At 55.0% G+C, this 26998-nt stretch carries 24 protein-coding genes and 1 tRNA gene; 14 read left to right on the forward strand and 11 right to left on the reverse strand.

Annotation, left to right across the window (positions count from 1 at the left end; translation table 11 throughout):
• The first annotated feature begins 69 nt into the window (after positions 1-69).
• From HMPREF0201_RS14675 to HMPREF0201_RS14690, 4 genes are all read left to right on the forward strand, one after another.
• On the forward strand, positions 70-978 hold the full coding sequence (locus HMPREF0201_RS14675; RefSeq protein WP_016537520.1) for a formate/nitrite transporter family protein: 909 nt from the start codon (positions 70-72) through the stop codon (positions 976-978).
• Between the two features lie 105 nt (positions 979-1083).
• Positions 1084-1158: transfer RNA gene (locus HMPREF0201_RS14680), tRNA-Arg, on the forward strand.
• Positions 1159-1317: 159 nt separating this feature from the next.
• Entirely contained in the window at positions 1318-1857 is a 540-nt protein-coding gene (locus tag HMPREF0201_RS14685) for a DUF2058 domain-containing protein (RefSeq protein WP_016537521.1), read from the forward strand.
• A gap of 62 nt (positions 1858-1919) precedes the next feature.
• Positions 1920-2165 (forward strand): YmjA family protein, encoded by a 246-nt coding sequence (locus tag HMPREF0201_RS14690; RefSeq protein WP_016537522.1) that lies wholly within the window; start codon positions 1920-1922, stop codon positions 2163-2165.
• A gap of 65 nt (positions 2166-2230) precedes the next feature.
• Here the strand turns inward: HMPREF0201_RS14690 and HMPREF0201_RS14695 are convergent, their stop codons facing one another.
• The gene (locus HMPREF0201_RS14695; RefSeq protein WP_016537523.1) at positions 2231-2929 is read right to left on the reverse strand and encodes an RluA family pseudouridine synthase; all 699 of its coding nucleotides are present in this window, start codon (positions 2927-2929) and stop codon (positions 2231-2233) included.
• 373 nt (positions 2930-3302) lie between these two features.
• Here HMPREF0201_RS14695 and HMPREF0201_RS22620 point away from each other — a divergent pair, with 373 nt between their 5' ends.
• A complete protein-coding gene (locus tag HMPREF0201_RS22620) occupies positions 3303-3545 on the forward strand; it encodes a DUF4160 domain-containing protein (RefSeq protein ID WP_071704104.1) in 243 nt (80 codons plus the stop codon).
• Positions 3529-3777 (forward strand): DUF2442 domain-containing protein, encoded by a 249-nt coding sequence (locus HMPREF0201_RS14700; protein ID WP_016537525.1) that lies wholly within the window; start codon positions 3529-3531, stop codon positions 3775-3777. Before HMPREF0201_RS22620 ends, HMPREF0201_RS14700 begins: the two co-directional genes overlap by 17 nt.
• Positions 3778-3881: 104 nt before the next feature.
• Here the strand turns inward: HMPREF0201_RS14700 and HMPREF0201_RS14705 are convergent, their stop codons facing one another.
• From HMPREF0201_RS14705 to HMPREF0201_RS14715, 3 genes are all read right to left on the reverse strand, one after another.
• Entirely contained in the window at positions 3882-5090 is a 1209-nt protein-coding gene (locus HMPREF0201_RS14705; protein ID WP_016537526.1) for a cytochrome c, read from the reverse strand.
• A 6-nt stretch (positions 5091-5096) separates the two neighbouring features.
• Positions 5097-7001 carry an NAD(P)-binding protein gene (locus tag HMPREF0201_RS14710; RefSeq protein WP_016537527.1) on the reverse strand — a complete coding sequence of 635 codons (1905 nt, stop codon included), beginning with the start codon at positions 6999-7001 and terminating at the stop codon, positions 5097-5099.
• A gap of 154 nt (positions 7002-7155) precedes the next feature.
• Positions 7156-8583, reverse strand: a complete 1428-nt coding sequence (locus tag HMPREF0201_RS14715) for a gamma-aminobutyraldehyde dehydrogenase (RefSeq protein WP_016537528.1) — start codon at positions 8581-8583, stop codon at positions 7156-7158.
• A 269-nt stretch (positions 8584-8852) separates the two neighbouring features.
• On the opposite strand from HMPREF0201_RS14715, the gene HMPREF0201_RS14720 reads away from it, so the two are divergent.
• Positions 8853-9578 (forward strand): FadR/GntR family transcriptional regulator, encoded by a 726-nt coding sequence (locus HMPREF0201_RS14720; RefSeq protein WP_016537529.1) that lies wholly within the window; start codon positions 8853-8855, stop codon positions 9576-9578.
• Positions 9579-9601: 23 nt separating this feature from the next.
• On the forward strand, positions 9602-10294 hold the full coding sequence (locus HMPREF0201_RS14725) for a cache domain-containing protein (RefSeq protein WP_016537530.1): 693 nt from the start codon (positions 9602-9604) through the stop codon (positions 10292-10294).
• Positions 10295-10318: 24 nt separating this feature from the next.
• Here HMPREF0201_RS14725 and HMPREF0201_RS14730 read toward each other — a convergent pair whose 3' ends face one another.
• The 4 genes from HMPREF0201_RS14730 to HMPREF0201_RS14745 form a co-directional block, all read right to left on the reverse strand.
• The gene (locus HMPREF0201_RS14730; protein WP_016537531.1) at positions 10319-11800 is read right to left on the reverse strand and encodes an APC family permease; all 1482 of its coding nucleotides are present in this window, start codon (positions 11798-11800) and stop codon (positions 10319-10321) included.
• Between the two features lie 173 nt (positions 11801-11973).
• Positions 11974-12960: a Fic family protein gene (locus HMPREF0201_RS14735; protein WP_016537532.1), complete on the reverse strand. Its 987-nt coding sequence runs from the start codon at positions 12958-12960 to the stop codon at positions 11974-11976.
• 68 nt (positions 12961-13028) lie between these two features.
• Positions 13029-13790 (reverse strand): LamB/YcsF family protein, encoded by a 762-nt coding sequence (locus HMPREF0201_RS14740; RefSeq protein ID WP_016537533.1) that lies wholly within the window; start codon positions 13788-13790, stop codon positions 13029-13031.
• A 2-nt stretch (positions 13791-13792) separates the two neighbouring features.
• Entirely contained in the window at positions 13793-15292 is a 1500-nt protein-coding gene (locus HMPREF0201_RS14745; RefSeq protein WP_039898523.1) for an MDR family MFS transporter, read from the reverse strand.
• A 515-nt stretch (positions 15293-15807) separates the two neighbouring features.
• Here HMPREF0201_RS14745 and ypdK point away from each other — a divergent pair.
• A complete protein-coding gene (gene ypdK / locus HMPREF0201_RS23540; protein ID WP_154188806.1) occupies positions 15808-15867 on the forward strand; it encodes a membrane protein YpdK in 60 nt (19 codons plus the stop codon).
• Between the two features lie 58 nt (positions 15868-15925).
• Here the strand turns inward: ypdK and alaC are convergent, their stop codons facing one another.
• The gene (gene alaC, locus HMPREF0201_RS14750; protein WP_016537538.1) at positions 15926-17164 is read right to left on the reverse strand and encodes an alanine transaminase; all 1239 of its coding nucleotides are present in this window, start codon (positions 17162-17164) and stop codon (positions 15926-15928) included.
• A gap of 241 nt (positions 17165-17405) precedes the next feature.
• Between alaC and HMPREF0201_RS14755 the strand changes: the two genes are divergently transcribed.
• The 3 genes from HMPREF0201_RS14755 (at position 17406) to HMPREF0201_RS14765 (ending at position 21654) form a co-directional block, all read left to right on the forward strand.
• Positions 17406-18647, forward strand: a complete 1242-nt coding sequence (locus HMPREF0201_RS14755) for a DUF1479 domain-containing protein (protein WP_039898526.1) — start codon at positions 17406-17408, stop codon at positions 18645-18647.
• Positions 18648-19228: 581 nt separating this feature from the next.
• The gene (locus HMPREF0201_RS14760) at positions 19229-20929 is read left to right on the forward strand and encodes a sensor histidine kinase (protein ID WP_055696370.1); all 1701 of its coding nucleotides are present in this window, start codon (positions 19229-19231) and stop codon (positions 20927-20929) included.
• Positions 20926-21654, forward strand: a complete 729-nt coding sequence (locus HMPREF0201_RS14765) for a LytR/AlgR family response regulator transcription factor (RefSeq protein ID WP_016537542.1) — start codon at positions 20926-20928, stop codon at positions 21652-21654. The genes HMPREF0201_RS14760 and HMPREF0201_RS14765 overlap by 4 nt, the downstream gene beginning before the upstream one ends.
• 40 nt (positions 21655-21694) lie before the next feature.
• Here HMPREF0201_RS14765 and glk read toward each other — a convergent pair whose 3' ends face one another.
• Positions 21695-22660: a glucokinase gene (gene glk, locus HMPREF0201_RS14770; RefSeq protein WP_016537543.1), complete on the reverse strand. Its 966-nt coding sequence runs from the start codon at positions 22658-22660 to the stop codon at positions 21695-21697.
• 203 nt (positions 22661-22863) lie between these two features.
• Here glk and HMPREF0201_RS14775 point away from each other — a divergent pair, with 203 nt between their 5' ends.
• Positions 22864-24096, forward strand: a complete 1233-nt coding sequence (locus HMPREF0201_RS14775) for an ion channel protein (RefSeq protein ID WP_039898529.1) — start codon at positions 22864-22866, stop codon at positions 24094-24096.
• On the opposite strand, the gene HMPREF0201_RS14780 is transcribed toward HMPREF0201_RS14775, so the two are convergent.
• Positions 24093-25754 carry an alpha-keto acid decarboxylase family protein gene (locus HMPREF0201_RS14780; RefSeq protein ID WP_016537545.1) on the reverse strand — a complete coding sequence of 554 codons (1662 nt, stop codon included), beginning with the start codon at positions 25752-25754 and terminating at the stop codon, positions 24093-24095. The two genes, HMPREF0201_RS14775 and HMPREF0201_RS14780, sit on opposite strands and share 4 nt — an antisense overlap.
• Positions 25755-25934: 180 nt before the next feature.
• Between HMPREF0201_RS14780 and mgrA the strand changes: the two genes are divergently transcribed.
• A complete protein-coding gene (mgrA, locus tag HMPREF0201_RS14785) occupies positions 25935-26924 on the forward strand; it encodes an L-glyceraldehyde 3-phosphate reductase (RefSeq protein WP_039898531.1) in 990 nt (329 codons plus the stop codon).
• Positions 26925-26998 lie beyond the last annotated feature (74 nt).

A 26998-nucleotide genomic window follows, 5' to 3' on the forward strand; every position in this document is an offset into this window, starting at 1 on the left:
CCATTAATCACGAGCAGGAGGCAAAAACCGCTACGCTTAAAAGACCGTTTTCTGACGCGGAACCGCCCAATGGACAAGATTGCAAACGACAAGCTAAGTAAAACCGACGAGCTGGAAGTGGACAGCGAAGAGAACACCAGCGGGAAACAAATTGAGCTGGATGAAGACCGCCTGCCCTCCGGCGCGATGGCTATCCACGAGCATATTCGCCACGACGGGCAGAAAGAGCTGGAGCGGGACGGCATGGCGCTGTTCTGGTCCGCCGTAGCGGCGGGGCTTTCCATCGGCGCTTCATTTCTGGCTAAGGGCATTTTTCACGTTAACCTGGTCGGCGTGCCGGGCAGCTTTTTGCTGGAAAACCTCGGCTACACATTCGGCTTTATTATCGTGATTATGGCGCGCCAGCAGCTGTTTACCGAAAACACCGTTACCGCCGTGCTGCCGGTAATGCAGCACCCAACGGCCAGTAATTTCTGGCTGCTAATGCGGCTGTGGGGCATTGTGCTGCTCGGCAACATCGTCGGCACCGCGCTGGCGGCGCTGGCTTTTGAATACATGCCAATCTTTGACGAAGCCACCCGCCAGGCGTTCGATGATATCGGCATGAAAGTGATGGAAAACCCGCCGGGCGAGATGTTCGCCAATGCCATTATCTCGGGCTGGATTATCGCCACTATGGTGTGGATGTTCCCCGCCGCAGGCTCGGCAAAAATCTTCGTCATCGTGTTGATGACGTGGCTGGTAGCCCTGGGCGATTTAACCCACATCGTGGTTGGCTCGGTAGAAATCCTCTACCTGGTGTTCAACGGCACGCTGCACTGGAGCGAGTTCTTCTGGCCGTTCGCCCTGCCGACTCTGGCAGGCAATATCTGCGGCGGCACCTTTATCTTCGCGCTCATTAGCCACGCACAGATCCGCAACGATATGAGCAATAAGAAGAAAGCCGAGGCTAAGCGGAAGCAGGAATCGGAAAGATAAAAGTGTTGCGGCTCAAAGTATGGCGGGTAAATTGTACAGGAATCAGGCAAACAGCACTGTAACCCCTTAACCTGGCGACAAAAGCGGGTATACTACGCCCGCTGCGTTCCCTTAGTTAAATGGATATAACGAGCCCCTCCTAAGGGCTAGTTGCAGGTTCGATTCCTGCAGGGAACGCCATGTTATCCCCCTTCCAAAGCGCAGCTCCTTCTTCTTTGCTCTTAAAGAAAAATAATTAGCATTATCAATTAAATGTACCGTATTAGCCCGCATTCTGGCACTGATCCTGGTGTTAAGGGTATAATCCCGGGAATTATTTAATCAGCCCTGAAGAAAATCATGACAAAACTCACACTACAAGAGCAGATGCTTAAAGCTGGATTAGTCAGCAGTAAAAAGATGGCTAAGGTGCAGAGAACAGCTAAAAAATCACGCGTTCAGGCTCGTGAGGCGAGAGAGGCCGTTGAAGCCAATAAACAGGCTCAGGTTGAGCGTGATAAAGAGCTGAGCGAGCAGCAGAAGCAGGCCGCTATCGCAAAAGAGTATAAAGCTCAGATTAAACAGCTGATTGAAATGAACAGAATTGTTATTTCGAGGGGCGATATTGGCTATAACTTCACGGACAATAACTTAATTAAAAAAGTTTACGTTGATAAGACAACTCAGGCTCAGCTAACCAACGGCCGCCTGGCCATTGCTCGCCTGGTTTCGGACAAGAATCCTGAAGGCGAATACGCAATTATTCCCGCCATTGTCGCGGATAAAATCAAACAGCGTGATGCCAGCTTTATCGTATTAAGCAGCGAACTCACCCAGGATGCAAAAGACGAAGACGATCCGTACGCTGACTTTGTCGTGCCTGACGATTTGATGTGGTAAGCGGGCTTTACCGGCCTTCAATGACTTAGCAGCAGCCCCGGACATTAACTTAGAGACGACTTATGAATAATGAAGTACCGCTGAAATTCTATGACATCGCGGATGAGTATTCGACCGAAACCGCAAAACCGGTTAGCGAGGAAGAACGCGATCGCCTGGCGCACTATTTCCAGTTGCTGATTACCCGCCTGATGAACAACGAGGAAATCAGCGAAGAAGCGCAGAAAGAGATGGCGACTGAAGCCGGTATCGACGAGCAGCGCATCGATGAGATTGCAGAATTCCTGAACCAGTGGGGCAACGAGTAGCCTCCCCTGAGGCTATTTCCGTAGCGCCGCCTATTATCTGGCGACGGCACTTGATGCTGCCGTCTTCAGAACGGGCTGGCGTGACGAGCTTTGATCTCTTCCCCGCTAACGGGATGCACAAAATGAAGTTCGCTGGCGTGCAGCATTAGCCGCGGCGTGTGCTCAGTGCCGGGCTGCAAAAGACCGCCGTACAGGTCGCAGCCTAATATAGGGTGGCCCAGTTGCTGGCAGTGAATGCGGAGCTGATGAGTTCGCCCGGTCTCCGGCGTGAGCTGTACCCGCGTCAGCGGCAATAAGGTCCCCTCCCCTGACTCTCGAGAAAACCGCTCAACAACCCGATAGCGGGAACGCGCAGGCTTGCCATTGATAGCGCAAATCGACATCAGCGGAAACAGCGCAGGGTCTTTGGCAATCGCCGCATCTATTACCCCTTCGTCATCATTCAGATGCCCGCAGAGCAGCGCGCTGTACACTTTAGTCACCGAACGCTGGCTGAACTGCTGGCACAGCGCGGCATTAATAGCCTTATTGAGCGCAACCACCATCAGCCCGGAAGTCCCGAAATCAAGCCGGTGAACCAAAGTGCAGCCGGGGAATAGCTTCACCAGTCGATAATGCACCGAGTCGAGATTTTGTGGATTTTTCCCGGAAAGACTCAGCAGCCCTGCGGGCTTGTTGATAAGCAGCAGGTGCTCGTCCTGATAAAGGATCTCTATCTCTTCGCGGCACGGTGGGGCAATAAAAGTATCAACTATGGTAGACATCAGGCTGCCCGGCTGGAGAGTGGGTGCGGATGATAACGAATTTTCAGCCGACAGGCGAATCCGGTTGGTACAGCTGCAGCCAGATTTTACCCCCATGGCTGCGACATAATTTATCGAGGCATCGCGCAATTACTCAAACCCACATCATCTGGTGATTGATCCAGTAATTTACAGGAGGATAATTGCTTCACATCCACAGCAGTTAATATTCCGACCTGGCATTCGGAAACTTTATTTCAACCCGATTTTCGAGGTTAAAAGAGAGAATCATATCTGTGCAGCGGGCCGGATGTCCGTCAGCCTCTAATTTCACAAATCTGATTGCCTGCAAAGAAATGATGAAATGTGAACTCAAAGCATGGAGCACTTTTTTATGCCTGTCATACTACGGATCAAAGGGTATATTTTCTTCTTCTATTCCAATGAAGGAACACCACGGGAACCCAAACACATTCATGTTCGGAATACTGATGCTGAAGCCAAATTCTGGTTAATTCCTTTTGTTACTCTCGCACGTAATGCTGGTTTCAGCCCCAGGGAACGAAATGAATTAGAAAATTACGTTAAACAGTATCGCAAATTATTTATAGAGGCCTGGTATGGCTATTTCAGCTAAACACCTGAGATTTGATGAGCAAAAAATGTGGGTTGAACTGAGCGATGGGCGCACTCTCGGCATCCCGCTGGATTGGTTTCCAAAGCTACTTAATGCCAGCCATCAACAGCGTAGCGAATACGAGTTAAGCACCCACGGCATTCACTGGGACGCACTCAACGAAGATATTTCGGTGGAGGGGCTGCTGGCGGGGCACGGCGATGCAACATGTCGCCCATACGATGCAGCCTGAAAGCCCTGATGAATCACGTTAACAGGCAAGGCGACGTTATTTGCCGGCAGCCAAAAGCAAAGGGGCCATAACGGCCCCATTCGGTCACAGATAAATTAGCGAAGTTATTTAGCTTTCTCTTCGCCGACAATCTTCTGCACTTCAGCCTCGGTAGCTGCCGGAGCGCCATTGCCCCAGGAGCCGCGCACGTAGTTCACTACGTCAGCCATCTCTTTGTCCGACAGCAGGCCTTTGTAGCCCGGCATCATAAACGGGATAGTGCCCTGGGTTTGCGGGGTGTGCGCCCCGTCAGCGATCACGCGGATCAGCGAGGACGGATCTTTCGCCATTACCGCAGAGTTGCCCACCAGCGACGGGACGTTGTAATCGGTGCCCTTCCCGTCCGGGCTGTGGCAGGTAGAGCAATAGCGCATATACAACGTTTTACCGTCGGACGGCTGAGAAAACACGGCGGCATTAACCGGAGCAGCCTCCGCTTTTTGCGGTTTAAAATTAGCGATATAGAGCGCAATAGCTTCCAGGTCAGAATCGGTCAGATATTGTGTACTCTGGGTAACGACTTCGCCCATCGGCCCGGCAATAGCATGGTGCTGGCTTCTGCCCTTGCCCAGCAGGTCTTTCACTTCCTGAGTGGACATATTCATGCCGCGCAGAGAAGGAGCATACCAGCCGTCGATCATCGCCCCGCTCAGGAATTCCGGGCTGGAATCATCGTAACCTTTTTCCTGCATCGCTAAGCCGCGCGGCGTGTGGCAGGCGCCACAGTGGCCTGGCCCCTGCACCAGATAGGCTCCACGTTTGATTTTCTCCGCGTTATCGCCGCTTGCCTCAACGACTACTCCGCCGGACTTTACGTCATCCACAAACAGGCCGTTCCACACGCGCAGCGGCCAGCGGGCGGAAAGCAGCAGCGGAATGTCGTTCTGTTTATTGGCGGCCGCCGCCGGGGTGACTTCTTTCATAAAGTAGTCGTACAGCGCCTTTATATCCTCGTCGGTCATTTTGGCGTAGGAAGGATAAGGCATCGCCGGGTAGAGAGCGTGGCCGTCTTTGGCTATGCCCCGGCGAACCGCTTTTTCAAAATCTTTGTAGCTGTAATTGCCGATACCGTTGGTTTTATCCGGCGTGATGTTAGTGGAATAAATATCCCCCACCGGCGTGGAGAACTTTTTGCCTCCGGCCATTGCCGTCCCGCCGTCTACCGTATGGCAGGCTACGCAGTCCGAAGCACGCGCCACGTATTCCCCGTGCGAGACAGCGGCAAAACCGCTGGCGGAAAAAATCAGTGAGATAGCCGCTAAAATCTGTTTCATGTCTGGTTACCCCATCGCCACAAGTTCATTAACCGCGCGCCACGCCTGGTCAATTGCCGCGTGGGCGTAAGCGCTCCAGTCCGAGTCGGAGTTCGCTATCGTGATTCGGCCAATCGGCTGGCGGGCGCGGCTGATAATCTCGGGCATTTTCTCCATATCATCGCTTAATGAGTTAGCGTAATAGGCGTAGCCGTGCGCCCAGCGGTTCACCGTAATAGCCGCGATATCACGCTGACTATCAAACCCGGTATGGCCCAACATTTCCTGTAGCTGGGAACGGATCATCTCTTCGTGGGTTTCAAAAGTAGATCCCAACAGGAAGGCGCGACCCCGGCGGAACTGCTCGCGCGGCGACATATTGCTGCCCGGATAGGTCGGGACATACACCATATGAATGCACATCGGGTCGTCCGGCGTTTTCGGATGATGGTAGTCGCCCATGCTCACAGGGTAATCGAGTTTTACGCGGCTGTACGGAGCGGCCGGGGAATAGAATTCATGCACCCCGGTATTTTTAAACGCACGCCAGTTATTGACCACCACGTTGGTATAAACCAGCGGCGCTTTCACGTTAAGGCGCAGATCTTCTTTCTGCTGCTCCGGCATCTCCGGCACGAGGTACGGGATCATCATGTTGTAGCCCGCCATAATGGCGTTGCGGCTCTTCACCCGGTACAGCTTCCCGCTTTGGTTATTGATGTAGCTCACCATCACGCCGCTATCGGTATTGGCCGCGTTGATAACGCTGCTGTTCAGGCGGATCCGGGTGCCGTTTTCCGGGATATCCAGCAGCTCGTAGTGCAGCCTCGCGGTGACGGAGTCTTCCATCGTGCTACCCGGCAATGCTTGCGGAATAAGCTTTCTCACCATCAGGCGAGTCAGCCCGGCATTACCGTCCGGGAAGTGATATGTGTACGGCTCTTCGAGATCGGCCAACGCTTCGCCGTCCAGCGGCGGGAGGCCCATCGCCTCCATACCCGGCAGCGCGCAGGCGCGGGCATCGCTACAGCTCACGCCTTCAATCCCGATGGCAAAGAAGTCGTTGGTACGCTGCTGGAAGTACATCAGCACCATTTTGCTTAAGCCGACTTTCTTCTCGAGGAATTCGTGGTAGCTGTGGGCGTCCAGCCACTCGGTTTTCTGCTCTACGCTCATCCCTGCGAGGTAATCAGACGGGTTAACGTGCAGGTCCAGCAACGCCTTGCGATCTGCCTCGCTAAGCGGGAAGTCATTGATAAAGGCTTCGATGCTGCGGCCATTTAGCCTGTCCGGCGGAATATCGTCGGAAACCGCGCGGCCAGGATCGCCGCTGACGATTTTGGTTTCGCCGAAGTTCTTTTTATCAAAAAACACGCCACGGCTCAGGTTGTTATCCGGGTAAAAGTTAGCATCAAAACTGCTTTTCATACGCGTGATGCTGACGCCGAGGGAATCCATCAGGCCGTGAACCACCGGGCTGAAGTTACTGTTCGGAGACTGGAAAGACTCGCTGCCGCCGTAGCCGAGCAGGGTTTTGCCGCCGACGTTGAATTCGTTACGTTTGGCATGCCCACCGAAGTCGTCGTGGTTATCGAGCACCAGGATTTTTGCATCCTTGCCCATTTTGTCGCGCCAGAAGCAGGCAGCCGCCAGGCCACTGATACCGCCGCCGACAATCACCAGGTCATACTCTTCTTCTGGCGGCAGTTTGCTGAAGTCGAATTTTTCGTGCTCGCGGCCAAGGGCGTGCGCCATTTCGAACGAGCCGGGGTGGTTGCCGCGTAGCCCGGTTAATAGCGGAGGATAGTAATCTGCATTAAGAGCGGCGCTGCCCGGCACTTTGCCGGTAGCCCTCACCAGTTCCAGAGGCGTTAAGCCAGAGACAATTGCAATTGCCATCCCGTTAAGAAAATCACGTCGGGTAATAGACATAGAGAGCCTTTTTTATCAGTCTTATAGATATATCTTTACGAAATGATAACAAATGATTTCCGCCGCTGCGATAGCACCCGCGGCCAATCCCCCGCCTGAACCGGGGATTGGCGCTTTATTAAGCTCTTTAGCCCAGCGCTAACTTCCCCGAGCCTTATTCGGTGATGTCGCACATGATGTGTTTGATGCGGGTGTATTCGTCGAGCGAGTAGGAAGAGAGATCTTTGCCGTAGCCGGATTTTTTAAATCCTCCGTGAGGCATTTCGGCGCACAGCGGAATATGGTTGTTGATCCACACCGTACCGAAGTCGAGACGGGTGCTGAACCGCTGCGCCCGGCTGTGGCTGCTGGTCCAGACGCTGGCAGCCAGGCCATATTCCACATCATTGGCCTGGCTAAGGGCTTCTTCCTCACCGGAAAACGACTGGATGGTCATCACCGGGCCAAAGACCTCATGCTGAATGGCCTCATCATGCTGCTTAAGCCCGGAGATGATTGTTGGCTCAAAATAGAAGCCCGGCCCCGCGCCCTTTTTGCCGCCGGTTTCTATTTTTGCGTGCGCCGGCAGCCGCTCGATAAAGCCCGTGACCTGCTTCAGCTGGTTGCTGCTGTTCAGCGCTCCGTACAGCGCATCGCGGTCGTCGGGCTGACCAAATGTTATCGTTTTGGTTTTCTCAATGAGCTTCTCAAGGAAGGCGTCATACGCTGACTCTTCAACGATAATGCGCGTAGCCGCCGTGCAGTCCTGCCCCGAGTTGGAGAATCCTGCGGCGGTAATAACCTCCACGGCTTTGCTCATGTCCGCATCGGCAAAAACCACCACCGGCGCTTTGCCGCCCAGCTCTAAGTGCGCTTTGGTCAGGTTAGCCGCCGCTGAGGCAGCAACCTGTAACCCGGCGCGCACCGAACCGGTTATAGACACCAGCGAGGCCTCGGGATTTGAAACGACCAGCGACCCGGTTCCGGCTTTGCCCAGCACCACGTTGAACGCGCCCTGCGGGAAAATCGGTGCGGCGATTTCGGCCAACATCAGGGTACTGATTGGCGTGGTGTCGCTGGGCTTGAGCACCACGGTATTACCGGCCGCAAGCGCCGGGGCGATTTTCCATACCGCCATCATAAACGGGTAGTTCCACGGCGTAACCTGGCCGACAATACCCAGCGGTTCACGGCGAAGGGTGGAGGTAAACCCGGCGGTATATTCCCCGGAAGCTTTGCCTTCAAGGCAGCGTGCCGCTCCGGCAAAGAAGCGGATGGCATCGCAGGAGGCGGCGATTTCATCCCTCTCGATAAAGTGTTTTAGCTGCCCCGTTTCCTGGCTTTGTACGTCCACCAGGCGCTCAACGTTGCGCTCAATCTCGTCTGCCAGTTTCAGCAAAGCGCGCTGCCTTTCAGACGGCAAAGAGTGTTTCCACACCGCGAAAGCTGCTTTCGCCGCCGCGTAGGCCTGGTCCACTTCCGCCGCCCCGCCGTCGGGCGACTGAGCATAAACCTCGCCGTTAACCGGGCTGACCAGGTCGAATAACGCATTCTGCTCGCCCGCCACGTAGCGCCCGTTGATGAAATGCTTCAGGATTTGCATCGCCTTCTCCTCAGATTAAACATAAACAATATTATGTAATATCTTTTGATGAGCAATCTTTCAATCCGCTTGTTTTAGCAACATGATTGGCATCTCAATTTAACAATATTTTCACACAAACATCCGCAGCTTCCGCCGTTCAAACCCGGCTTACCCGCGTATGAAAGCGTAAAGCTCCTGGTTCTGGCAGGGCGGCCAGCGCCTTTCTTAAAAGGCCGTCCTGTGCTATCAATAACCGTTGATTCAGGGACTTTAAATCAGAGATTAATATGATTACTCATGCAGTAATATTCGCACCTATAGGACAGGCAAGTCGCTCCGATCAGATTGTGCAGCGACTTTCAAATGCAATTATTACTGGTTTGCTTGAGGCCAATGAGCAGCTTCCGAATGAGGCCGATCTTGCCAAAATGATGGGCGTTTCACACATTACTATCCGTGAAGCCTTAAATACCCTGCGGGCAAATAATTTAATCCATACTATTCGTGGCCGTAACGGCGGCAGCTTTGTTTGCGAAAACAGCGGTGAATTTAATACCACCCTGCACCCTTTTAAGGCCATCAGCTCCGACTATATTTCCGACCTGGGTGAAATGCATTGCGCCATAATAAGCCATAGCGCCAAACTGGCTTCCCGCAGAATGACGCCCGCCGATATTAACCGGCTGCGTGACTTTATAGAGGAGCTAAAAACGGCCGCCACGCCGGAGATGAAGACCCAGGCCGATATGCGCTGCCTGCTGGCGCTTGCCGCCAGTTCCCAGTCCGCCAGGCTCGCCAACCAGGAGTTGCTGCTACAGGCCGAGTGGGCTTCGCTGGTCGCCATTCTTTACCGTTCTGAGGCTATTCATCGCGAAGTTATCGATCTTTATACCGAGCTGATTAACGCTCTGGAAAACCATAATGAGCACGAAGCCGTGAGATTAGCCACGCAGCTAATCGACACCTTCACCCTTTATCTTATTGAAAATAAATTAAAATATAAATTCAGCTGACAACAACAAACGCGGGCATAAATATGATCTTACCCTCATCGCTGCTACCCTTTACCCGTAAAATTGACGACATCATTAACTCCACCATCGATGCCACCGTTAGCCTTGCGCACGACATAGAGTCCGCCCTCGGCGAGTTTCGCGGCCACGACCTGAAGCTGCTGCTTGACCCGGCGGTTAAAAAGATGATTCAGGAGCACATCAAAGAGACGCTGAATAATACCGTTTACTGTTCCGGCTCCGGGTTTGCCAGCCATATTGAAGCCAGCCCGGATAATAAAGAATTCTGGCTTCTGGAGTGGTGGTATAAAAAAGCAGACGGGGTTAACAAGGTCAATCTCGACCTGGATCAGGCTACCCAGCAGCGGCTGGATTTCAGAACCTTTGAATGGTTTAAACGCGCGCCGGAGCACGGTAAAGCCTATATTCACGGCCCGTATGTTGATTACGTCTGTAATACCTCGTACACGCTAACTTCAGCGATGCCGGTTTATTTTAATCAGCGCTTTGTTGGCGTTGCTGCGATTGATCTTTTAGTTAGCCAGGTGGAAGAAGAATTACTCCCGCTATTCAATAACCATAAAGTTGTCCTGACTAATATTGATAAGCGAATTATTTTCTCTTCCTGGCCGAAATACCGGGTGGGCGATCTGTTCAACACCGGCGATGTACAACCGGTGTATCAAAGCGATTATTGCACGCTGTACGAGGTGTAAAAAAAGGGCCATCAGGCCCTTTTCCTAATACTCCCGCGAAAGTTTTAGCTTATCCGCATATTCAATCGCATCATTTTCCGGGGCATCTGAATGACCGAACGGCCTGGCCAGCGCCATATACGCCAGCCCGGAGCCAACAATCAGCGCCAGCCCGACCAGTACCGTCCAGCGGTCGATAAAGTTTGTGCTGTCCGCAGGCTGAGCCAGCAGCCAGATACCGCCTATGCCGTAGGCCAGCGCCAGCACGTTCACCGGCATTCCCCACGAGCCCAGCGTCCATTCCCCGGCCGGTTTCCAGCCCTTCAGGCGCTGGCGCAGCGCGGCCAGAATCACCATCTGGAAGGAAATGTAGATCCCGATAACCGCAAAGGCGGTAATGCGGGAAAGATTATCCGGCTGGAAGTAGACCCAGACGCAAATCACCATCGGCAGCAGGCAGCTCACCAGCATCGCATTATCCGGCACGCTGTGCTTCGAGATCTTCGCCAGCCATTCGCTACCCGGCAGCATTTTGTCGCGAGAGAAGGAGAAGATCAGGCGGCTTAGCGCGGCCTGAAGCGACAAAATACAGGACAGCATCGCCACGACGGCAATCACGATGAAGAGAGTTGCGCCCTTCTCGCCCAGGGCGTCATTAAGAATCGCCGGGATCGGATCGGCTATTTTGCCGTTTACGATGTTCATCAAGTCCGGGGAAGACAGCAGATAGCCGAGGATCGATATCACCGCCGAAATAGCCCCGAACACGATGCTGAGGATCATCGCAACCGGGATTTTGCGCCCTGGGTTTTGCACCTCTTCAGCCACGTTGCCGCAGGCCTCAAAGCCAAAAAACATAAACAGGCCCATCAGCGAAGCGGACATAAAAGCGGTGCCGTAGCTGCCGTCTTTCGCCAGCGCCCCCATTGCGTCAAACACCACCGAAAACGGCTGGCTGCGGTGGAAAATAAGCAGGTAAATACCCAGCGCAATCACGCTGATGATTTCGCACCAGAAGCCGAAGCGGGCCACTCTTGCGAGGTTTTTAGTCCCGGACATATTCACGCCCATCATGATTGCCAGCAGCACGACCGAAGTAAGCAACATGGCAATGGGCGTATCGCCGTAGTGGAACAGCGAAGCCACGAAGGTGGAGGTGTATTCGACGATTGAGGTAATCGTCACCACCAGCGCCCAAAGGTAAATCCACGCCGCAATCCAGGCGTATTTCTTGCCCCAGAGCCTTCTGGCCCACGGATATAATCCGCCGGTTATCGGGTACTGCGAAGCGACTTCGCCGAACACCAGCGCCACCAGCAGCTGGCCGCAGGCGGCAATCAGTATCCACCAGATGGCGGGTGGCCCGGCGAGGGTGATCGCCAGCGCAAACAGGGAATAAACGGCGGTCAGCGGCGAGAGATAGGTAAACCCTAGCGCAAAGTTGGAGACCAGCCCGATGGAGCGGTTGAACTGCTGGCCCTTCTCCGGCGGCGGTACGGTACTTTTTGTAGCAGATGTCTGTTCCATATGTCTTTCTCTTTAGGGGGCATAGTTGCAGGCAATGGCTACATTTTATAAAACATAATAAGTTATATGTATATTGCGCCTTGTCACAAAGTTGTTAGATATAATGTTATTTTATTGTTAACCGAAAAAGACAAAAGAAATTGGAATGGATTGTATGGAGGGAGAATAAGGGGCTATTTCAGCTGCCAGAATCCGCTGCGGGCCGCGCCAATCCGCGAAAGGCGGCCTTTGTGCTGGAGCGTTTTTAAATTACGTTCGACGGTGCGGGTAGTTAACCCGGTAAGCACCGCCAGCCGGGCAATGGTTATAGCCGGTTGTTGCCCAATCAGCGCCAGAATGCGCTCCTCCGTGGGGCGGATCCTTTCGGCATAATAAGCCGCTGGCTCCTCTTCCAGCCGGCTATGCGCCACGCCTTCCCGCAGCGCCAGCACTATTTTATCCAGCATAAACTCGATAAAAGCCGTGCAGTCACCGCGGCTGTCGCATTCTCTCAGCACGCGGTAATACGCATCTTGCTGGCCGTGGATCAGAGTTTCTACCGGGAGCCACGCCAGCTCGGGCCGCCATTCACTGAGAATAAGCGTTTGCCACAGCCGCCCCATACGCCCGTTGCCATCGGCAAAAGGATGAATAAATTCGAATTCATAATGAAAAACAGAGCTGGAAATCAGCGGATGAAGATCGGTATCTCTTAGCCATTCACAAAGCTGGCTCACCAGATGCCCGACCCGGCCAGCCGGTGGCGCCATATGAATAAGTCTACTTTCGCGGTAAATCCCGACATCGCCAGAGCGTAGTTTCCCCGGCGCATCCACCAGCCCGAACATGAGTAGCCGATGGGCAGCGAGCAGGCTATTAACGCTATGGCTTTGCCAGCCGGGGAGCTTTTCGTAAGCCAGAATGGCGTTGCGCACTTCCTGGATATCTTTTGCCGGAGCAAGTATACGCTTCCCTTCCATAACGGCGGTAACCTGCTGTGCAGACAGGCTGTTATGTTCTATAGCAAGCGAAGCATGGATGGTGCGAATGCGATTTTCTTTGCGCAGCAGAGGGGAAGAACGTTGCGTCCCGGCAGACCACCGCCCAAGCAGCTCCCCGGCCTCAACCGTCTTGTTCAGAAGCGCAGGAGTCAAAGAAAATGGCGGCTGGTAGCGGTTCATCTTTTACTCTCCGGGAAAGTTTCTCCGACATTTATACCGACATTTACTCCGACATTCCACGGTCGTTATCAGGCGAAAGGCTGAATAGCTATGCCCCGGGACTCAAACACTCTGCGGATTTCGCCCGCCATAGCGATGGCTCCGGCGCTGTCTCCGTGAACGCAGATAGACTCGGCTTCAATGGGCGTAAATTGCCCTTCGATTGACTCGATGCCGCCTTCGGTAATCAGCCGGAGCATACGCGCTGCAACCTGCCCGGCATCGTGTAAAACGGCTCCCGGCTCGCGCCTTGAAACCAGTGAACCATTGGAGTGATAAGCCCTGTCGGCAAAAGCCTCGGCGATGGTTTTCACCCCTTTTTGCTGCGCCCATTCCAGCAGCGGCGAGCCTGCCAGCACCACCAGCGGAAGAGCCGGGTCAACAGCCAGCATGGCATCAAGCACCGCATCGGCCTGGCGTTTGTTGTCGGCAATAGTGTTATACAGCGCGCCGTGCGGCTTCACATAACGCACGCTTGTTCCCGCCGCACGCGCCAGCCCCTGCAACGCCCCAATTTGGTAAATAACATCTGCCGTCAGTTCATCACTGGCGATGTCCATATTGCGCCGCCCAAATCCAACGAGATCCGGATAAGCCACATGAGCACCCACGGTTACGCCCCGCTCTTTTGCCGCACGGAGCGTTTCCAGAATGCCCGCAGGCGACCCGGCATGAAACCCGCAGGCCACGTTCGCGCTGCTGACAATTTGTAAAATGGCGGCATCGTCACCCATCGCCCACTGGCCGAAGCTTTCGCCTAGATCACTGTTTAAATCGACTCTTTTTTTCATCGTTATCCTTTACGCAGTGGTTCATTTTTCATAAATAGCGCCAGCACGAACCCCAGCACAATTACGCTCGCCGCAATAATAAACACCGAGTGAATAGCCGACCCGAAGGCCTGAAGATAATCGTTACGGATGGCCTCCGGCAAGTGGTGCACCGCTTCTGCTCCCAGCTGGCGAGGAAGCTGAGTGCCTTCGGGGATCAGGGTTTCAAGATTGCTGCGCAGAACCGAGGTAAACACCGCGCCGAATGCAGCGACGCCGATAGAACCGCCGATAGAGCGGAACAGCGTCGCGCTTGAGGTCGCCACGCCGATAAGCTTCAGCTCCACGCTGTTTTGCACCGCCAGCACCAGCACCTGCATCACCATGCCGAGGCCAAGCCCCAGCAGCGCAACATACAGATAAAGCGTGTGCAGCGGCGTATCCAGTTTCAGCGTACCCAGCAGCGCCATCGCGATAAAGCTCAATAGCGTGCCGAGTATCGGGAAAATACGGTAGCGGCCAATTTTGCTGATGATACGCCCGCTAATAATCGAAGTCAGGAGCAGGCCACCCATCAGCGGCAGCATCTGCATCCCGGCCTGAGAAGGCGTGGAAAATTTCACCACCTGCAAATAGAGCGGCAAAAAGGTCATCGAACCGAACAACGACATGCCGATGATAAAACCCACCAGGCAACTGATTAAAAAGGTGCGATTGCGAAACAGATGCAGCGGGATAATCGGCTCCACCGCCAGCCGTTCTTCATAGATAAAGCCGCCAAGCGTGACCGCAAAAAAGGCGAAAATACACCAAAGCTGCGGGTCCGACCAGGCCAGTACCGTTCCGCCTTCGCTGGTAAAGAGGATCAGGCTGGTCAGAGAAAGCGTGAGGTAGCCCGCGCCAAGGAAGTCTATCTGGTGGCGAATGCGCGCGGTCTGGGACTTCAGCACCGTGCCGATGACCAGCAGGGCAAAAATCCCCAGCGGCAGGTTAATGTAAAAAATCCAGCGCCAGGAGAAATGCTCCACCAGAAAACCGCCGATCAGCGGGCCAATTACCGTTGCCAGGCCAAATACGCCGCCAAACAGCCCCTGATATTTACCGCGCTCCGAAGGCGGAATAACGTCGCCCACCGCCGCCATTGTGACCACCAGCAGCCCGCCGCCGCCCAGTCCCTGCAGAGCACGCATCAGAATAAGCTGCGTCATATTCTGGGCGAGGCCGCACAGCGCGGAGCCAAGAAGAAACAGCGCGATAGCCGTTTGCAGCACCACCTTGCGCCCCAGCAGATCGCCAAATTTTCCGTACAAAGGCACAACAATTGTTGAAGCCAGCAGGTAGGACGTGACGACCCAGGAAAGGCGGTCCAGCCCACCCAGCTCGCTGACGATGGTCGGCAGCGCCGTGGAAACAATCGTCTGGTCAAGCGCGGCTAAAAGCATCACCAGCATAAGCGTGCCAAAAAGCAGGCGAACGGAAGTGGTCTGCGGCGAGCCGGTTGATGCGGTTTCGGAGGTTGTCATTGCCTGCTCACTAAAAGGGGAAGCTGATTCACCCGGAATATTTTATGGAATAACTGAGCATACGCTCAGGCTTAGCGCCCGGACTGTATCAAAACTCTGAAACACCGCTTTAAACGTTGGCGACCTGCCCAAATGCCCGCCAGCATGTGTGTTCCTCTTATTCCGAAAAAATACCCGATTTTTCTTATCTTCGTGAAAAATTCACAAAATATATTGTCAGTAAAAATACTTATTTCACGTCAAAAATAATCATTAATTATTCAGATTAACACAATGATTTTTATCGCTTTTAAACCCTTTCATAGCCACACCACCAAAGTTCAAAAAATAGACAACTGTCACAATTTTGAGACACTTGTTTTCAATTTCGATTTGAGAGTACATTACCGCCGTCCGGGTAAGGTTTTACCCCCGAATGCCAGGCGGAGCGGCCATAAAAATCTGCGGCTTCACCTTATTATGTACCTGTTGAGATGCGCGTCAGCGCGGAGCTATGTGAAGTGAAATATTTTCTGATGGGTATTTCCGTGATTGTTGTGTTGTGGGCTGGCACCTTCTTCCTGATGGTTGAGTAACCGGCAGCGGGCAACAAGTCAAAAGAACAGGAGCCAGATGGCTCCTGTTTTCGTTTTATTATTCAGCACTCTCAGCGGCGTTTTTAGGCACCGGCGGCAGCAGGCCGTCGGCACGGAACATCGATTTAATGCCGCGCACGGCCTGGCGAATGCGATCCCGGTTTTCAATCAGCGCGAAGCGAACGTGAGTATCGCCGTAGTCACCGAAGCCAATCCCCGGCGAAACGCAGACTTTCGCTTCCTGAAGCAGTTTTTTAGCAAACTCCAGGGAGCCCATTGCCGCGTATTGTTCGGGAATTTTTGCCCACACGTACATTGATGCTTTCGGGCATTCAACCATCCAGCCCGCTTCATGCAGCCCTTTCACCAGCACGTCACGGCGGCGTTTGTACTGCTCGGCGATATCACGAACGCACTGCTGGTCCCCTTCCAGGGCAGCGATTGCCGCCACCTGTAGCGGCGTAAAGGTGCCATAGTCGTGGTAGCTCTTGATTCGTGCCAGAGCGCTAACCAGCTCCTGGTTGCCGACCATAAAGCCAATGCGCCAGCCCGCCATGTTATAGCTCTTGGAGAGCGTAAAGAATTCTACCGCCACGTCACGCGCGCCGGGAACTTCCATAATGGACGGTGCTTTCCAGCCATCATAAACAATGTCTGCGTAGGCCAGATCGTGGATAACCAGCACGTCGTACTGCTTCGCCAGGGCAACAACTTTTTCGAAAAACTCCAGCTCCACGCACTGCGCGGTTGGGTTAGACGGGAAGCCGAGGATCATCATTTTCGGTTTCGGATAGCTTTCACGGATAGCCCGCTCCAGCTCGGCAAAGAAGTCCACGCCTTCCACCAGCGGTACCGAGCGAACCTGCGCCCCGGCAATGACCGCCCCGTAAATATGAATGGGGTAGCTCGGGTTTGGCACCAGCACGGTATCGCCGTGATCCAACGTTGCCAGCATCAGGTGCGCCAGCCCCTCTTTGGAGCCGATGGTCACGATGGCTTCGCTTTCCGGGTCGATATCCACGTCGTAGCGGTCTTTGTACCAGCGCGAAATAGCACGACGCAGGCGGGGGATACCGCGTGAGGTTGAGTAGCCATGTGTATCTTCACGCTGCGCAACGGTGCAAAGTTTCTCGACAATGTGCGGCGGCGTGGCCCCGTCAGGGTTGCCCATGCTGAAGTCAATAATGTCTTCGCCGCGCCGACGCGCAGCCATCTTCAGTTCAGCGGTGATGTTAAAAACATACGGGGGAAGGCGATCGATACGCGAAAAACGACGTTTTGGACTGGAGTCAGCCATAAATTCCTCAGAGTCACGTTAGCGCCCGGACCGTCCGAGCGACGCTGCCACGTATGTGGCCTTTTTTGAAAATAGCCCGAATAAAAATCCCCTGTCGAGGGGGTAACGAAAAAATATTTCTTTTCTCCTAAAACGGGAAGCTTCATTCGAAAGTCATCTCTATTTCATTTAATCAATTAAGCTTAGATTAACCAGGTAGCAACAACCCAGCAACTTACTCTCTGATGAGATGGAGTCCCCTATGCACCTGGAAATTAACGATCTGCCAAAAGCTATCCGCGTGATAAAACAAAAGCTTCGCCAGGACTTGCCAAACTATCAGGCGGTATTCGCCGAACTTGAAGCCAACATTAGCCAGCAGATCGAAGAGATCCGCGGCGAGATGGCGCGCGGTGAGAATCCTGTTCCACAAATCAATGCCGATGACATTATTCATAATCGCGTCAGCGAGCAGCAAAAAGCGCTCATTCGCCAGCGCGGCTGCTGCACCATCAAAGGCGTATTCCCGCAGGCCACGGCTAATGGCTGGAACCAGGAGATAGGAAATTATCTTGAGCGTAATAATTTTGTAGAAAAGCTGAAAAACGCCGCAGAGGATAACTATTTCGGCACACTTGCCGACAGTAAACCGCAAATTTACGGCATCTACTGGTCCAGGCCGCAGGTCGAGGCTCGCCAGCACGAACGTATGAAAGCGGTGCAGGTTTTCCTGAATAATCTCTGGGAAACGCAGAGCAACGGCAGACAGCATTTTGATCCCGATCGCGTTGTCTCTTATGCCGACCGCACCCGCCGCCGCCCGCCACGCTCAAGTTCTCTTGGCCTTTCGCCGCATGTGGACGGCGGTTCGGTAGAGCGCTGGCTGGACGAAAACTTCCGTCACGTTTACCGTCACGTCTTCTCCGGCCAGTGGCGGGAGTACAGCCCTTTTGCCGCCGAAGGCAGGACGGAAGTGCGCGAATTCCCATCGCCCGCGGTGTGCTCAATGTTCCGCACCTTCCAGGGCTGGACGGCCCTGACGCCGCAGCGCAAACACGGCGGCACGCTGAATCTGCTGCCGGTGGCCAATGCAATGGCCTATATTTTACTGCGAGCTTTGCAGGATGACGTACCGGAAGACTCTCTGTGCGAGGCGAAGCCTGGCAGAGCGTTATCCATTAACAAAGAGTGGCATCCCCTTTTATTGACTGGGATTTCCTCAATTCCAGATATGGAGCCGGGCGACACCGTATTCTGGCACTGCGACGTTATCCACTCGGTAGAGAACGAGCACCTCGGCGAGTTCGACAGCAACGTGATGTATATTGCCGCCGCGCCGTGGTGCGAGAAGAACGCCGAATACCTGCCGCACCAATGGGCTGCGTTTGTGGAGGGGAAATCTCCCCCTGACTTTGCCGCCGATGATTTCGAAGTTGATTTTGAAGGCCGGGCGACGGAGCAGGATTTAACGGCTGCCGGGCGTGAACAGCTGGGCGGGAAGTAACTGACCCTCACGCTGCCAGAGTTGTCACTTAGTCATAAACATCGACGATTATGCAGGCCTGGCTAAGGTTCCGTTCACTTCCAGTCCTGTTTTATATGCGGCCACCGCACCGGTGAACGTCTCGGGAGAATCACCGTCATTCCCCCGAGTCCCCGGACTCCCGGCCAAATAAATCGACCGCTGAAGCGGCAGACCTCCGTTTTATCGCCCCCGATTATGACCCAACTCAGGCGGGGTTGAGCTGCCGGGAGCAGCGAAAGAGAGCGATCGTCGGGAACGAATCGCGAACGACCCCGAATGTTTGGGTGATAACCGGTGGGTTTACCGCTTTAGCGGCGATGAGCTTGCCGGGCGCCGGGGCGGTCCGGGGGATGGCGTTATCCCCCGGACACGTTCACCGTATCTGAACGTACAGGGAAAATAGATTTACGGGTGAACGGAACCTCAGCCGCCCCTGCATAAGGGTGGATGTTACTGAACGGTATAGGCGACGGCTCAAGCTGAGGGGCAGCCCTTAACTGGAAACCCCCTGCAAATTTCCTTATCATTACCCCTTCCCCTCTGAGCCACGCGAGTATCCCGTGCACGAAATCCTTAATATGCTGCTGGCGGTGTTCGATCGCGCGGCGCTGATGCTTATTTGCCTGTTCTTCCTGATCCGCATCAGGTTGTTCCGCGAGCTGCTGCACAAAAATGCCCACACGCCAAAAGAGCTGCTGGCCGTTACCGCCATATTTTCCATGTTCGCGCTGTTCAGCACCTGGTCCGGCGTGCCTGTAGAAGGCTCGCTGGTGAATGTGCGAATTATTGCCGTGATGTCGGGGGGGATTTTGTTCGGGCCGTGGGTCGGGATCATTACCGGGCTTATCGCCGGAACCCACCGCTACCTGATAGACATCGGCGGTATCACCGCCATTCCCTGTTTTATCACCAGCATTCTGGCCGGTATTATCGCCGGTTGGATCAACCGCAAAGTGCCCAAAGACCGGCACTGGCGCGTGGGGATAATCGGCGGCATGTTATGCGAGACCATGACCATGATTCTGGTCGTGGCCTGGGCACCTTCGACCGCGCTGGGCCTCGATATCGTGTCAAAAATCGGCGTGCCGATGATTCTCGGCTCGGTATCGATAGGTTTTATTATTCTGCTGGTGCGCAGCGTGGAGGGCGAAAAAGAAGCCAGCGCCGCTCGCCAGGCCAAGTTGGCGCTGGATATTGCCAATAAAACGCTGCCGCTGTTCCGCAAGGTCAACAGCGAGTCGCTGCGCCAGGTCTGTAAGATTATCCGCGAAGATATTGATGCTGACGCGGTGGCGATAACCGATACCGAAAAGGTGCTGGCCTACGTCGGGCTGGGGGAAAGTAATTACCATGAGAACGACCAGGCGTTCAGCCCGCGCACCCGTAAAGCGCTGAAAGAAGGCCGTATTATCATCCGCAACGATGACGAAGCCTGGCGCACGCCGGAGATTCACTCGCTGATTATTATTCCGCTGTGGGAAAAGGGCGTCGTAACCGGCACGCTGAAAATTTATTATCGCCATGCCCACCAGATAACCTCGACGCTACAGGAAATGGCCGTTGGCCTGTCGCAGATTATCTCCACTCAGCTGGAGGTTTCGCGGGCAGAGCAATTAAGAGAGATGGCGAACAAAGCCGAACTGCGGGCGCTGCAAAGTAAGATAAACCCGCACTTCCTGTTTAACGCGCTCAATGCTATCTCCTCCTCCATTCGCCTGAATCCGGACACCGCGCGGCAGCTTATCGTCAATCTGTCACGCTATCTGCGCTATAACATCGAGCTGAATGACGACGAGCTTATCGACATCCGCAAAGAGCTTTACCAGATAAAGGATTATATCGCCATTGAGCAGGCGCGCTTCGGCGACAAGCTGACGGTGATTTATAACATCGATGAAGAGGTAAATTGCCGCATTCCGAGCCTGCTTATCCAACCGCTGGTTGAAAACGCCATCGTGCACGGCATTCAGCCCTGCAAAGGTAAAGGCGTGGTGACGATAAGTATTGAAGAGAGCGGCAACCGGGTGCGCATTGCGGTTCGGGATACCGGCAACGGTATCGATCCGAAGGTGATTGAGCGCGTGGAGAATAACGAAATGCCGGGCAATAAAATCGGCCTGCTGAACGTGCATCACCGCGTTCAGCTGCTGTACGGCGAAGGGCTGATCATTCGTCGCCTGGAGCCGGGAACCGAGATTGCGTTTTATGTACCGCGCGCCGTCCCAGCCGCCGTTCGCCCACAGGAAGGGAAAGAAGCATGAAGGTCATCATTGTAGAAGACGAATTCCTCGCCCAGCAGGAGCTTAGCTGGCTGATTAAAAATCACAGCGAGATGGAGATTGTCGCCTCTTTTGACGACGGGATGGACGTGCTCAAATATTTACAGCATCACGAAGTGGACGCCATCTTTCTCGACATCAATATTCCGTCGCTGGACGGCGTGCTGCTGGCTCAGAACATCAGCAAGTTCGCCCATAAGCCGTTTATCGTGTTTATTACCGCCTGGAAAGAGCACGCGGTTGAGGCTTTCGAGCTGGAGGCTTTTGACTACATTCTGAAGCCCTACCAGGAGTCGCGCATCATCGGCATGCTGCAAAAGCTGGAGGCCGCTTATCAGCAGGTGTCCCAGCCAGCGGCCAGCCATGAAAACCGCGAAGCCACCACGATAAATCTGATGAAGGACGAGCGGATTATCGTTACCGACATCAACGATATTTACTACGCCGAAGCCCACGAAAAAATGACCTTCGTGTATACACGCCGCGAGTCTTACGTGATGCCGATGAACATTACTGAATTTTGCAGCCGCCTGCCGGAGAGTCATTTCTTCCGCTGCCACCGTTCTTACGTGGTTAACCTGAGCAAAATTCGCGAGATAGAGCCGTGGTTCAATAACACCTACATATTGCGCCTGCGCGACCTGGATTTTCAGGTGCCGGTGAGCCGCAGCAAGGTGAAAGAGTTCAGGCAGCTGATGCGCCTTTAGAGGGAGAGATGGCGGGCGCAGTAGCTACGCCCGCGCAATATTACAGAACCTGCCCCAGCGTCTGGCGAAGATGCGCCCCGGCGCCCACCAGCCCCGGCTGGTCGTGAACAATCAGGTAAACAGGGATGTCCTTCACGTACTCTTTAAAGCGGCCTTTATCTTCAAACCCGCCGCGGAAGCCGGAAGCTTTAAAGAACTCAAGGAAACGCGGCACAATCCCGCCTGCAATATAAACCCCGCCAAAGGTGCTCATATTCAGCGCCAGGTTACCGCCAAAGCGCCCCAGAATAACGCAGAACAGAGACAATGCCCGGCGGCAGTCGGTGCAGCTGTCATCTACCGCACGTTCGGTAATATCCTTCGGCTGGTAGTTTTCCGGCTCGCGGCCGTCGGCTTTAACGATAGCGCGGTACAAATTCACCAGGCCCGGGCCTGAGAGTATACGCTCGTTAGAGACGTGGCCTATCTCCTGGCGCAGCTGGTGAAGAATAATCCCCTCTTCTTCGCTGTTCGGCGCAAAGTCCGAGTGGCCACCCTCACCCGGCAGGCTTATCCAGCGCTTATCGACATGCACCAGATGCGACACGCCCAGCCCGGTTCCGGCCCCGTAAACCACGACCGGTTTACCCTCGACCGGCTTGTCTCCGCCAAACTGGATCAGGTGTTCCGGTTTCATCATCGGAATGGCCATTGAAACAGCGGTAAAGTCGTTAATAATTTCCAGATGGCTGAAGCCAAGATTTTTCTTCATTTCGGACGTGGAAAACGCCCATGTGTGGTTGGTCATTGCCACCCAGTCACCGGTTACCGGGCAGGCGATAGCCACGCAGCCGGACTGCACGCTGATGTCATGCTCTTTGAGATAATGCTGGATAACTGCTTCGAGGCTCGGAAAGTCCAGCCCGGAGTAAGTCTTCGCTTGTGAAATATCACCATTACTCAAATCGCATAGAGCCAGACGTGCATTGGTGCCGCCGACATCTCCCACCAAAGCATATTTTGTCATTCTCAAACAGCTCCGCTAAAGTCAGAATAAGTTCTGGCAACACTGTAAAAGTAGCCAGCCGAAACAACAACGACCATCATCCTGCTGCGGCTTGATTGTTGAACCAGGTCACATTCTGGCTTTACCGTTTCAGCCCTGTTTGCAATGCGGCTTCTGGCTTTCGGGCGCGGAGCCGTTCGGCCCCCCTATTTTAAGGACTGACTATGCTCCATCCGCGAGCCAGAACCATGCTGGTTCTTTCCATTCCGGCTCTGATTATCGGCGTCTTTTCCAGCCTGGTGTTGATAGTCGTGATGAAGGTTGCCGCTGCGCTCCAGGGCTTTTTGTGGGTCACGCTGCCCGCCGGGCAGGGTTACAGTCCGCATTCGCCGTTCTGGATAATCACGATCCTGACATTAACCGGCATAGCCGTTGGGCTGGTGCTGCGTTTTTTGCCGGGGCACGGCGGCCCCGACCCGGCAACCGAGCCGCTGATTGGGGCTCCGGTTCCGGCGATGGCCGTCCCCGGCCTGATTCTGGCGCTGGTGATTGGGCTGGCCGGGGGCGTTAGCCTTGGCCCGGAGCACCCGATTATGGCGGTGAATATTGCGCTCGCGGTAGCCCTTGGCGCTCGTGTGCTGCCGAAGGTTAGCCCGCTGGACTGGACTATCCTTGCTGCGGCAGGCACCATCGGCGCGCTATTTGGAACCCCGGTTGCCGCCGCGCTTATCTTTTCTCAAACGCTCGGTGGCAATAACGAAGTCCCGCTTTGGGACAGGCTGTTTGCCCCGCTGATGGCCGCCTCCGCCGGGGCGCTAACCACCAGCATCTTTTACCACCCTCACTTCGCGTTGCCGGTTGCCAGCTACCCGGAAATGCATATTGAAGACATCTTTAGCGGCGCGGTGGTCACGGCCATCGCCGTTGCGATGGGCATGGTTGGCGTCTGGTGCCTGCCGCGCCTGCACCGCCTGATGCATCAGCTAAAACACCCGGTGCTTATCCTTGGCGTTGGCGGCTTTATGCTTGGCCTGCTGGGGGTTATCGGCGGGGAGATTACGATGTTTAAAGGGCTGGATGAAATGCGCCAGCTGGCGATTTCTGACTTTTCAGTCTCTTCGCTGCTGCTGTTTGCAGTGGTGAAGCTGGCGGCGCTGGTTATTGCCGCCGCCAGCGGGTTCAGGGGCGGGCGTATTTTCCCGGCGGTGTTTGTCGGCGTGGCGCTGGGCATGATGCTGCATCAGCACGTGGACGCCGTTCCGGCGGCCATTACGCTTTCCTGCGCGGTGCTGGGCCTGGTGCTGGTTGTCACGCGTGACGGCTGGCTCAGCCTGTTTATGGCGATGGCCGTCGTACCCGACGTCAAACTGCTGCCGCTGTTGTGCATCGTGATGTTACCCGCCTGGCTGCTGCTGGCGGGTAAACCCCTGATGATGGCCGGACGACCGAACCGCTAGTGTTCCATTTCCGAGTTGCGCTTGCCGAGCGAGCTGGTTACCGCCCGCAGCAGCTCTGGAATGTCCTGCTTCGGCAGCATAATCTCTATCAGCGCCAGCCTTTCCGGGCTGGCCAGTTTTTCCATCACCGCCGCAAGCTGCGCCGTTTCTGTCACTCGCCAGCACTCCGCCTGCCCGTCCACGCTCAGCGCCTGCGGCAGCCGCGTCCAGTCCCAGGCGGCTATATCGTTGTAGCGCTGTTCAGGGCCGTGAATGGCGCGTTCAACCGTATAACCGTCGTTGTTCAGCAGCAGCACGACAGGTTTCTGCCCGTCCCGCAGCATGCTTCCCAGTTCCTGAATAGTGAGCTGCGCGGAGCCGTCGCCAATTAGCAGCAATACGCGCCTGTTCGGGTGAGCGGTTTGCGCCCCAAATGCGGCGGGCAGCGTATAGCCGATAGATCCCCAAAGCGGCTGAGCAATAAAAGTGACTCCCTCAGGAAGCGTCAGCGCCGCGGCACCGAAAGCAGCCGTCCCCTGGTCAGCCAGCACGATATCTCCAGGCTGAAGCGCATTTTGCAGAGTGTGCCAGAGCGCATGCTGGTCGAGCTTGTCGCCATTGCCGGGCTGTAGCTCCGATGGCCTTTGCGTCGCCGCTGGCCACGCGGAGGCCTGCCGTTTGCAGAGCTGATGCAGAACGTCTACCGCCTGCGCCATAGAGATGCCGCTAAACCAGCGCTCACCCACGCGAACCGCATTGGGCTGAACGTCTATCGTCTGCTGCTGGCTTAGCTTCTGGCTGAAGCCTGCGGTTATGGTGTCGGTAAATCTTACGCCCACGCAAATGACCACCCCGGCGCTTTCAATGCCCTGCCGTACCTGCGGTTCGCTGGCGGCCCCGCTGTAGGTGCCGAGAAAGCCCGGTTTACTCTCATCAAACAGGCCTTTGCCCATCAGCAATGAGGCGTGAGGCATTGGCGTGCCGTCCATCCATTGCTGGAGCGCCTCCTGCAGCCCATAACGCAAGGCAAGGAAATCAGCCAGCAGAGAAGCGCTGCGGCTTTCGGCAATTTTTGCCTGGGCGCAGTGGCGGAACGCTTCCAGCGTGGCGGGCTCAGCAGCGGCGGCGGCAACATCCAGCCGTTTTGTCGGCCTGGTTGCAGGGGCTTCTGCCACGTCGCTCGGCAGCAGCAGGTAGCCGGGGCGCTGCTGTTTTAACGCTTCCAGGATAACGCGGTCTATTTCAGTACAGGCGTTGGCGGGGGTAAGCGTGGCCTGCGCGACAGAAACCTCTTCGGCAATACGCAGAAAATGCCGGAAGTCGCCGTCGCCCAGCGTGTGGTGCAGCAATTCGCCGCGCTGCTGGGCATGGCTATTTGGCGCGCCCACGATGTGAATAACCGGGAGGTGTTCGGCGTAGCTACCGGCCACGCCGTTAAGCGCGCTTAACTCACCCACGCCAAAAGTCGTTAACAACGCCGCCGCACCTTTGCAGCGGGCGTAACCATCGGCGGCGTAGGCCGCATTAAGCTCGTTGGCACAGCCCACCCAGGCGAGTTCAGGGTGGGCAATAACATGGTCGAGAAAAACCAGGTTGTAGTCTCCCGGCACGCCAAAAAGATGGCGGATCCCACATTCATTTAGCCGGTCGACCAGATAGTCTGCCACACAGTAGCGCATAGGGTTTTCCTTCTATGGGTGCTTGCTGTGAGTATTGGAGAATCGGGATCGGTGTCGAGAATATATCCTATTTAGCAGGTGGAAACCGAGGTTTACAGAGGAATGAGCGTGATTCTGATAGCCACCGCCTTTGTGAAAACGTATACACTAAATCCTCTGTTCCCGATAAGGATAACGATAATGACCTGGCAGCCCAATCCCGACCGCTACGCTTCTATGGAGTACCGTCGCTGCGGCCGCAGCGGCCTGAAATTGCCCGCTATCTCACTTGGCCTCTGGCACAATTTTGGCGATGAAACGCTGCTGGAAACCAGCCGCCAGCTGCTGAGAAAGGCTTTTGATTCAGGCATCACCCATTTCGATCTCGCCAATAATTACGGGCCGCCGCCGGGGTCGGCTGAGGCCAATTTTGGCCGCATCCTGCGGGAAGATTTCCCCGCCCTGCGCGACGAGCTGATTATCTCTACCAAAGCGGGCTACACCATGTGGGACGGGCCTTACGGCGACTGGGGTTCGCGTAAATATCTCCTCGCCAGCCTGGACCAAAGCCTGCGCCGGATGGACCTGGAATACGTGGATATATTCTATCACCACCGCCCGGACCCGGAAACGCCGCTCGAGGAGACAATGCGCGCCCTCGACCATGTCGTACGCCAGGGCAAGGCGCTGTACGTCGGGCTCTCGAATTACCCGGCGGAGCTGGCGGAAAAGGCAATTGAGATCCTCAACCAGCTTGGCACACCGTGCCTAATCCATCAGCCGCGCTATTCAATGTTTGAACGCTGGGTTGAAGGCGGGCTGCTGGATCTACTCCAGGCTAAAGGCGTCGGCAGTATTGCGTTTTCACCCCTCGCGGGCGGCCAATTGACCGACCGTTATCTGGCAGGCATTCCGGCGGACTCGCGCGCCGCCAGCGGCAGCCGCTTCCTCAATCCGGAGCAAATCACTCCCGAAAAGCTCGATAAAGTACGCAGGCTTAACGACATTGCGCTCGGGCGCGGGCAGAAGCTTTCCCAGATGGCGCTGGCCTGGGTGCTGCGAGATGATAAAGTCACTTCGGTGTTAATTGGCGCCAGTAAAATCAGCCAGATTGAGGATGCCGTCGGCATGCTCGCCCGACGCCAGTTTAGCCAGCAGGAGCGTGAGGCCATCGAAGCCATTCTGGTGTAACCGCTTACCCTTCTGCCCAGAAAAGACGATTATCTTTAACAAAAAGTGCTGCCGCCGCTGATTTAGGAGTTGTG

This window comes from Cedecea davisae DSM 4568 (genome assembly GCF_000412335.2).
Lineage (GTDB): Bacteria > Pseudomonadota > Gammaproteobacteria > Enterobacterales > Enterobacteriaceae > Cedecea > Cedecea davisae.